Origin of the sequence: Pseudonocardia yuanmonensis (genome assembly GCF_039542425.1) — a bacterium.
Classification (GTDB): domain Bacteria; phylum Actinomycetota; class Actinomycetes; order Mycobacteriales; family Pseudonocardiaceae; genus Pseudonocardia; species Pseudonocardia yuanmonensis.
Map to the genome: position 1 here is coordinate 1 of NZ_BAABIC010000048.1, position 7,964 is coordinate 7,964.

7 protein-coding genes are annotated in these 7,964 nt (G+C 72.6%); 2 read left to right on the forward strand and 5 right to left on the reverse strand.

All coding sequences use genetic code 11. The annotated features are described in order from the left end of the window. Positions 1-205: 205 nt before the first annotated feature. A complete protein-coding gene (locus ABD990_RS33915; RefSeq protein ID WP_345384909.1) occupies positions 206-664 on the reverse strand; it encodes a hypothetical protein in 459 nt (152 codons plus the stop codon). A gap of 118 nt (positions 665-782) precedes the next feature. Here ABD990_RS33915 and ABD990_RS33920 point away from each other — a divergent pair, with 118 nt between their 5' ends. Next, complete coding sequence (locus ABD990_RS33920; protein WP_345384910.1) at positions 783-2,819, forward strand: sensor histidine kinase; 2,037 nt, start codon at positions 783-785, stop codon at positions 2,817-2,819. A gap of 326 nt (positions 2,820-3,145) precedes the next feature. After that, positions 3,146-3,589, forward strand: a complete 444-nt coding sequence (locus ABD990_RS33925) for a pyridoxamine 5'-phosphate oxidase family protein (protein ID WP_345384911.1) — start codon at positions 3,146-3,148, stop codon at positions 3,587-3,589. Positions 3,590-3,619: 30 nt separating this feature from the next. Here the strand turns inward: ABD990_RS33925 and ABD990_RS33930 are convergent, their stop codons facing one another. The 4 genes from ABD990_RS33930 to ABD990_RS33945 form a co-directional block, all read right to left on the reverse strand. Next, a complete protein-coding gene (locus tag ABD990_RS33930; RefSeq protein WP_345384912.1) occupies positions 3,620-4,468 on the reverse strand; it encodes a hypothetical protein in 849 nt (282 codons plus the stop codon). A 315-nt stretch (positions 4,469-4,783) separates the two neighbouring features. Continuing rightward, positions 4,784-6,442 carry an ABC transporter permease gene (locus tag ABD990_RS33935; RefSeq protein ID WP_345384913.1) on the reverse strand — a complete coding sequence of 553 codons (1,659 nt, stop codon included), beginning with the start codon at positions 6,440-6,442 and terminating at the stop codon, positions 4,784-4,786. After that, entirely contained in the window at positions 6,439-7,371 is a 933-nt protein-coding gene (locus tag ABD990_RS33940) for an ABC transporter ATP-binding protein (protein WP_345384914.1), read from the reverse strand. Before ABD990_RS33940 ends, ABD990_RS33935 begins: the two co-directional genes overlap by 4 nt. Before the next feature lie 299 nt (positions 7,372-7,670). After that, complete coding sequence (locus tag ABD990_RS33945) at positions 7,671-7,805, reverse strand: hypothetical protein (protein WP_345384915.1); 135 nt, start codon at positions 7,803-7,805, stop codon at positions 7,671-7,673. Between the last annotated feature and the right edge of the window lie 159 nt (positions 7,806-7,964).

Here is a 7,964-nt window from a genome sequence, read left to right on the forward strand (position 1 = left end):
GAAGCCGCCATCGCCGGCTACATCCGCTGGGCCAACCGCCACGCCCGCCCCAAGCGACGCTTCGCCCCCGAGTCCAGAATCCGCAAACCCGATTACCTACCGAACGTTGCCTGACGAGGCACTAGCGAGTTCGGCGCACACCGTGCACGGGGCCCTGCATCCACGGGCCACGGCGGCGGCGAGGCCGAGGCCCGTGCGGGCCCTGTCAGTTCTGCTGCTGAGCGCGAACGAGAGCAGGCGCGAGCAGCGTCGCGATCGGAACGAGGATCCAGATGCGACCCTGGGTCAGGTCGTAGTCGGCGAGCAGCGTGGTCCACGGATTCCCGAACACGTAGTGACCGACGCCGAACTCGAAGGCCAGGGTCATCGCGGTCCAGGTCGCCCCGACGGCGAGCGCGGCCCGGGTGTCGGGCAGCGGACGGCGGCGATGCAGCGCGACCGTGTAGGCGGCGATCATGATGATCAGCAGGTTCGTGGCGATCTGCCGGGCCACGATCTCCCCCACGAGGTCCTGGTAGGCGACTACCCGCAGGGTTCCGTTGGCGAAGGCCAGGGCGGCCAGGCCGAACCATCCGGTGAGCCAGAACCGCCAGACGCGGCGCCGGGGCACGTGGCGGCGCCGCGCCGGCCTGCCGATCGGGAGGCGCCGTAGTCGGGTCCTCATGGTGATCTCCTCTCCTCGCTCCCAGCCTGCCCTCACCCGTCGGGCGGGCCCAGAGCAGTGGGTCCCGAATGATCAGGTCGTCCGGACCGGTTGCGGCCTCTCTGCCCAGGGCGCGCGAGTGCTCGCCGACCGCTCGGTGGCGGTGGAGTCAGCCAGGAGCAGCCTGTCTTCCACGGCCGGAACCCAGCCCGATACTGGACGTGGTGGGGAGGCCGCTGGGATGGTCATGAACGGGGCAGACGGCTCGCGGGATCGCTCGACCCTCTCTGGGCGAACCGCGGCCCGAGCAGGAAGAAGTGCGCAGGCGACGGCTGGTGAAGCGCTCCTCGCGGGCGAGTCTCGACAGGTGGTGAGTCTGGTGGCCGACGTTGATGGTCGCGACGATGCCGGGACGCAGTCGCACGCGCAGCCGTACTCCGGCGGGCAGGACGTGAATCGGGGATTCGCCTTCTTCGATGTCCCGCGCCTCGAGCTGGACCAACTCCTGGGTCAGCTCGTGGACCGGGCACAGGAGGTGATGGCCAGTCAGGGGCGGCTGCGGGGTCTGTTGCGCGCCCATCAGACGGTCGGGTCGGACCTGGACCTGCCGGTCGTGCTGCGGCGCATCGTCGAGGCGGCGCGGGAACTGGTCGGCGCGCGGTACGCGGCCCTCGGCGTGATCGGCTCCGACGGGCACCTGCTCGAGTTCATCCACTCCGGCATGTCCGAGGACGCCGCCGCCACCATCGGCCACCTGCCGCAGGGCAAGGGACTGCTCGGAGCACTGATCGACACGCCCGAGCCCATCCGGCTCTCCCGCATCTCCGACGACGACCGCTCGTCGGGCTTCCCCGCCGGGCACCCCCCGATGAACAGCTTCCTCGGGGTGCCGATCCGGATCCGCGACGAGGTCTTCGGCAACCTCTACCTCGCCGAGAGCACCCACGGCGACTTCACCGCCGAGGACCAGGAGCTCACGCTGGCCCTGGCCGCGTCCGCCGCGGTCGCCATCGACAACGCCCGCCTGTACAACATCGCCCGCGACCGCGGCGAGTGGCTGCGCGCCGCGGCCACCGTCACCCACACCGTGCTCACTCCGCCCGAACCGCTCGCCACGGACGGCCCCGGGTCGAGGACGCGGGCGCAGGACCCCTTGACGCTGATCGCGAGCCTGTGCCGGAGCACCGCGGACGCCGACGTGGTGTCGATCTGGCTACCCACCGAGGACGACGAACGCCTGCGCTCCGCGGTCAGGGTCGGTGCCGAGGATCTGCCCCACCTGGAGCTTCCCGCAGACACCCCCCTGTTCCGGGACGTCCTGCGCACCGGCACACCGTCGCGGCTCACCTCGCTGGAGGAGGGCGGATCCGGCATCGCCGCGACGAGCTTCGACGTGGGCCCGATGATGATCCTCCCCCTCACCGGCACACACACCGGACGGGGCGTGGTGACCGTCGTCCGTCGCCGCGGCCGCCCCGTGTTCACCGCCGAGGACCTGGACATGGCCGCCGGGTTCACCAACCAGGCCGCGGTCGCGCTGGAGCTGGCCGACGCCCGGGTCGAGCAGGAGCGGCTGGTGCTGCTCGACGAGCGCGACCGCATCGCCGCCGACCTGCACGACCACATCATCCAGCGGCTGTTCGCCACGGGGCTGTCCTTGCACAGTGCCGCAGCGGGCATGCCGGCCGGGCGCGCGACACAGCGCGTCCTCGACGCGGTCCGTGAGCTCGACGGGGTCATCGGTCAGATCCGCACCACGATCTTCGCCCTCAACCAGCCCCCGGCCTCCGGGCCCGAGGGACTGCGGGCCCAGCTGTTGGACCTGGCCACCGAGCTGACGGCGTTGCTCGGCTTCGAGCCCGTGGTGCGGTTCGCGGGCCCGATCGAGACGGTGGCGAGCCCCGAGCTGGCTCCCGATCTCCTCGCCGTCGCGCGTGAGGCGCTGACGAACATCGCCCGCCACGCCCACGCCACGATGGCCGAGGTCGATCTGACCGCGGCCGACGGTCAGCTGCTCCTCCAGGTCCGTGACGACGGCGTCGGCATCCCGGTCGAAGGTCGTCGAAGCGGACTGCAGAACATGCGCCGTCGGGCCGAGCAGCGGGGCGGCTCCTTCACCATTCACGCTCGTGTACCTCGCGGCACCGTCTTGAGCTGGGCCGTTCCCCTCAGCTGACCCGAAGGCGGCTCCGAGCGCGGTCGAGCAACCCCTCCTCATCGAGGGGGAACCGACCACGCGGGAGTGGGGGTGAGCCGGGCGGAACAGGTCCATTGCGGTGAGGACAAGGACTTCCGACCACCCCGCAGCCTCCCCGGTGCGCGGAACCTGGCGGTACGAGCCGTTCGCATCGCGGAGGACGACGTGCCCACACCTCCACCGGCTCGTGACGATGGGCAAGGTGGAGTCCTCGGTCCCTGGCGGTGAGCTGCGGGACCGACGAGGTGACGGGACCTGCCGTGATCATGGTTCCTGCCGCGCGGGAACGACGAAGAGGAGCAAGCGTGCACGACGTCGGCGGTGAGCTGACCGAGATCAGGCGTGCCGAGTGCCTGAGGTTGCTCACGCGGGAGCAGATCGGACGGGTCGCCTTCACCGCGCACGCCCTGCCCGCCGTGCACCCCGTGGCCTATGTGCTCGACGGTGAGGAGATCGTGTTCCGGACCGCTGCGGGCAGCACGCTCGCCGCCGCGGTCCGCCACGCGGTCGTCGGGTTCCAGGTCGACGACGTCGACCCCGCCACCCGCACGGGCTGGAGCGTCCTCGGTGTCGGCGAAGCCTACGAGGTCGTGGTCCCCGACAGGCTGGCCGAGCTGGCCGCGGTCCTGCCCGATCCCTGGGTCGCCGGCCGCGACGGGCACGTCATCTCGATACCGCTGCAGGTACTGCACGGCCACCGGCTCCACCCGGCAGCCCCGGAACTCGATGCCGAGCCCTCCTGCGCATGACGGCCCGTCCGCGGTGGCCGCCTGGCTCCGCTACCTCTCCGCGGGCCCGTCGCGCCCTTCCTCGGCTTCGGGGATCGCCCCGGCTGCCACCGGCTCCGGCCGGTGATCGCCGTCCCGGATCGTGCCGAGCAGGGCCACAGCGGCCCCGATGATGATCCCCGCGATGATGGGTTCCGCGGGGTCGAACGCGGTGGCGCCGGGCAGGCGTGCGGCGGCTTGGAACAGCAGCGCGCTCATGTAGTCGAGCTGGCTCATACCTGCCGAGACCAGCAGTACCGCCGCGGCGACGTAGCCCCACGGCTTGCGCCGCCACAGCAGCGCCGCGGCCGTGGCGTAGGCCGGGACCAGCAGCGCGAGGTCCATCACGTAGCCGAGGTGGACCGCCTGGACGGGCAGGACGAGCCGGCTCTCCCCCGGCGTGGCGCCGCTGATCGCGAAGCGCACGGAGTAGTAGATCCACATCCCGCCGAGCGTGGTCGCGAGCAGGGCGAGGACCCCGGCGATCCAACGCGCCGGTGTGGCCGCCCGGAACCGGGTCGCGAGGTGCGCGACGTCGAGCCCACGCAGCCACTGCACCAGGGCCGCCCCGGACAGGACGAAGACCGCGAGGTGGAGCAGGAACAGCGCGTTGAACGTGGTGCCGAGGACGAAGTTCGCGTAGTGGTAGAACGCGTAGCCGAGCAGCCCCCCGACGACCAGGTCGGCACGCGCCGATCCCCCGCGGGTGCGCAGGAGCGCGGCCACCAGGGCCGGCACCGCGATGATCAGGGAGACCAGGTCGTAGCCCCGCAGCATCGCCACGACGGGCTCCGGGTCCTGGTACAGCCCCCGCCACCACAGTCCGGCCGCCGAGGCCACCGCCATCAGGCCGGCGATCACCGCGGGGAGCCCACTGCCCGTCCGCCGGGCTCGCTCGCGGGGCGGTGTCCAGGCCGGACCCGGTCGGCCACCTGCGTCGACGGCTGCGTCGGCACCTCCGACCGGCGCCGCGGATCCGGCCCGAAACCTCGTCCGTACCCGCAGCGCCGTCCGCCGCGTCACGGAAGCCGCCTTCGTCGCGGCGATCCGCACCAGTCCCCACTGTCGACGCGCCCAGTTCGGGGCCGTGCGGAACCCTGTCACCGTCATCCTGCACCTCTTCCGATCAGGCCGAGTCCGGAACGGCGGGGGGAGGGTCGCAGCGACACGACGCCCTCATGCGGTGTCCCCGTCCGTCCGGAAGGTGCGTGCCGCGAGCAGTCCGGCGGCGACGAGCCAGGCGACCAGCACGCCGATACCGACCCAGTCCACGCTCGGGCCGCCGGGATGGAGTGCGTCGGCGAGACCGTCAGCGAGGTGCTTGAGCGGGAGGAACTCGCCGACGGTGCTCATCCAGGCCGGGGTGTGGCCGGTGGGGAAGACGTCGGAGAAGAACGACAGGGGTAGCAGGATGCCCAGGCCGACGGCGGTGACCGCCTTGCTGCTCGGCAGGGCGCCGGTGAGGGCGAACCCGCACGCGGCGAGGGTCGCGGTGCCGAGCACGAGCAGGGTGATCGCCAGCGGGATGCCGGTGAACGAGACGGGCACGTCGAGGAACACCGAGCCGACGCCGAGGACGAGCACCCCGGTGAGCAGGGCGACGAGCAGCGCCGAGGCGGTCTGCCCGGCGAGGTGGAGGCCCAGCGGCAGCGGGGTGCCGCGCAGCCGCTTGAGCACGCCGCGGTCGCGGGCCACCGCGACCGTCCCCGGAAGGTTGACGAACGAGGCCACCGCCGTGCCCCAGGTGGTCATCCCGGCGGCGAGAGAGAGGCCGAACGGCACCCCGGCGGCGTCGGCGTCGGCGCTCCCGGTGATCGTCATGGTGAAGGCGAAGATCGCCACCGGCATGACCACGGCGAAGAAGACCGACCCCGGGTCGCGCCAGGTCGTCAGCAGGGCCCATCGGACCTGGGCGAGGAGCAGCGCGGCGTCGCCCGGCCGCCCGGGCGTCGATGCCCGGAGGGAGCGAGCCGGCTGTGGGGCGGCGGGAGGCGCCGAGGCTGCGGGCGCCGCCCTCCCGGCCTTCCCCCGGGCAGGCTCCCAGCGGAAGGCCAGGGCGGCGATCACGGCGCCGGCCAGCCCCCAGGCGAGGAGCACTCCCAGGGCGTCGAGGTCCCATCCCGAGCCCGGGTGGAACGGTGTGAACTGGTGGCGTAGCGCGTCCGCGAAGGGTTTGAGGGGGAACACCGCGGCGGTCGCCGAGGCCCATCCGGGCAGCTCACCGACGGTGAACAGGCCGGAGAGGAAGCCGAGGACCACCGCGCCGGCGATCGAGGCGGCCTGCGCGACGGGGGCCGACGGCGCGAGGGCCGCGACGGCGAGCCCCAGCGCGGCGAAAGAGGCGACCCCGACCACCAGCGTGACCAGGGTGGCCGGGGCGGTCCGCCACACGATCTGCACGTCGTACACGACGACGCCGACGAGCAGCATGGTGAGCACCGAACCGACGGCGAACACCACCGCACTGCCGATGCGCCCGACGAGGTAGACCCAGGCGGGCAGCGGTGTGCCGTGCACCCGCTTGAGCACCTTCTGGTCGCGGGCCGTCGACAGGGAGATCGCGACCGTGGGGAAGGCCGCGTAGAGCACGCCCATGGCGATCGCGGTGGGGGTGACGAACTGCATCACCCGCACACCGGTGGCCTCGTCGACGGTGGCGTTGCCGGCCAGGAACCCGATCACGATCAGCCAGGTGAGGGGGAACAGGAAGGTGAACACGAACACGACCCGGGTGCGCCACAGCTCCTGCGTGGCGTGCACGAGCTGGTCCAGCGCGAGTCGGGTCGCGCGGGGCCGCTGTAGGGAGACGGTCCGTGCCGGCGATTCCGCGGTCACGACGCCACGGCCTCGGGGAGCGGGTGCTCGCCGTGCGTCGAGACGAGGTCGAGGTAGACGTCCTCGAGGGAGGGGCGGGTGACCGTCAGTGCGGGAAGCTCGACGCCCCGGCTGGTCGCCCAGCTGGTGAGCCGGTGCAGCGCGGCCGTCGGCTCGGGGGTGCGGAGCTGCCACTCCAGTCCCTCCGTGACCAGCGGCCCGCCGAGGTCGGGCAGGTCGTCCCGGGCCGTGTCCGGGGGCAGGCGAAAGGTGAGCACGGAGCCCTGCCGGGCCGCCCCGCCGATCTCGGCGGGGGTGCCCAGGGCGACGAGCCTGCCGGCCACGACGACCGCGACCCGGTCGGCCAGGTGCTGGGCCTCGTCCATGTAGTGAGTGGTCAGCAACACCGTCTTGCCCAGGCCGCGCAGCATCTCCACCAGGTCCCAGGCCCGCCGACGCGCGGACGGGTCGAACCCCGTGGTCGGCTCGTCGAGGAACAGCAGCTCGGGGTCACCCACCAGCCCGAGGGCCAGGTCGAGCCGGCGGCGCTGCCCGCCGGACAGGGTCTTGACCTTCGCGTCGCGTTTGTCGACCAGCCCGACCCGCTCGATCACGTCGTCGGTCGCGAGGCGCCGCGGGTACAGGCCGCGAGAGAGGCGGACCAGCTCGCGGACGGTGAAGTCCTCCTCGAACCCGGCCTCCTGCAGCACGATCCCGATCCGCTCCCGGTAGTCCCGCCCTCCGGTCTCGGGGTCGAACCCGAGCACGTCGACGTGTCCGGAGGTCCGTCGGCGATGGCCCTCCAGGATCTCCACGGCGGTGGTCTTGCCGGCCCCGTTGGGGCCGAGCAGTGCGAAGACCTCGCCGGTCTCGACGGTGAACGACAGCCCGTCCACCGCACGCACCGGTCCGTAGTCCTTGCGCAGGTCGACGACCTCGATCGCGCTCATGCTGCCCCCTCGTCGCTGGCTCCGCCCCAGCGTCGCGGCAGCTCCGGGCCCTCGGCAGGGGACCACCGGCTCCGGCACAGGGGCCGTCCGGCCTCGCCCCACCCCGGCTCATGACCCGCCGGCGCAGGGCGCAGCATGGGCGGCGTCGTCGGCCCGGCCCGACGCGCGGCGTCGGTGCGTGGACCTGCGAGGAGATCTGGTGGTCCAGCCGGCTCGGCCAGGGCGTCTCGAGCATCCGGTGGTCGCGCGGATGCGCGAGCACCGGACGACCGACCTGCAGATGCGGCTGGCCGACCAGATCACCCGCGTTCGTGCTGATCGGGCAGAACCGGGCGGCCGCGGTCCACCAGGCCAAGGCCGATCACGACTTCGCCGAGCAGGAGACCGAGCTGCGCACGAACACCGAGATCACCCCGGGAGATCGCCCGGGTCACCGCGGAGCTGCACCGGCGGTTGGTGGAGGAACGCTAGTGCCTCGTCCAGGAACGTTGGGGTCGTAACCGTGTCGGCTTGATCAGTTCCGGTCTGGCGCTGGAGGCTGTCCGCCGGAGGTGGTGGGCATGCCGCGACGGCCCGAGGTCTTCGTCCGGGAG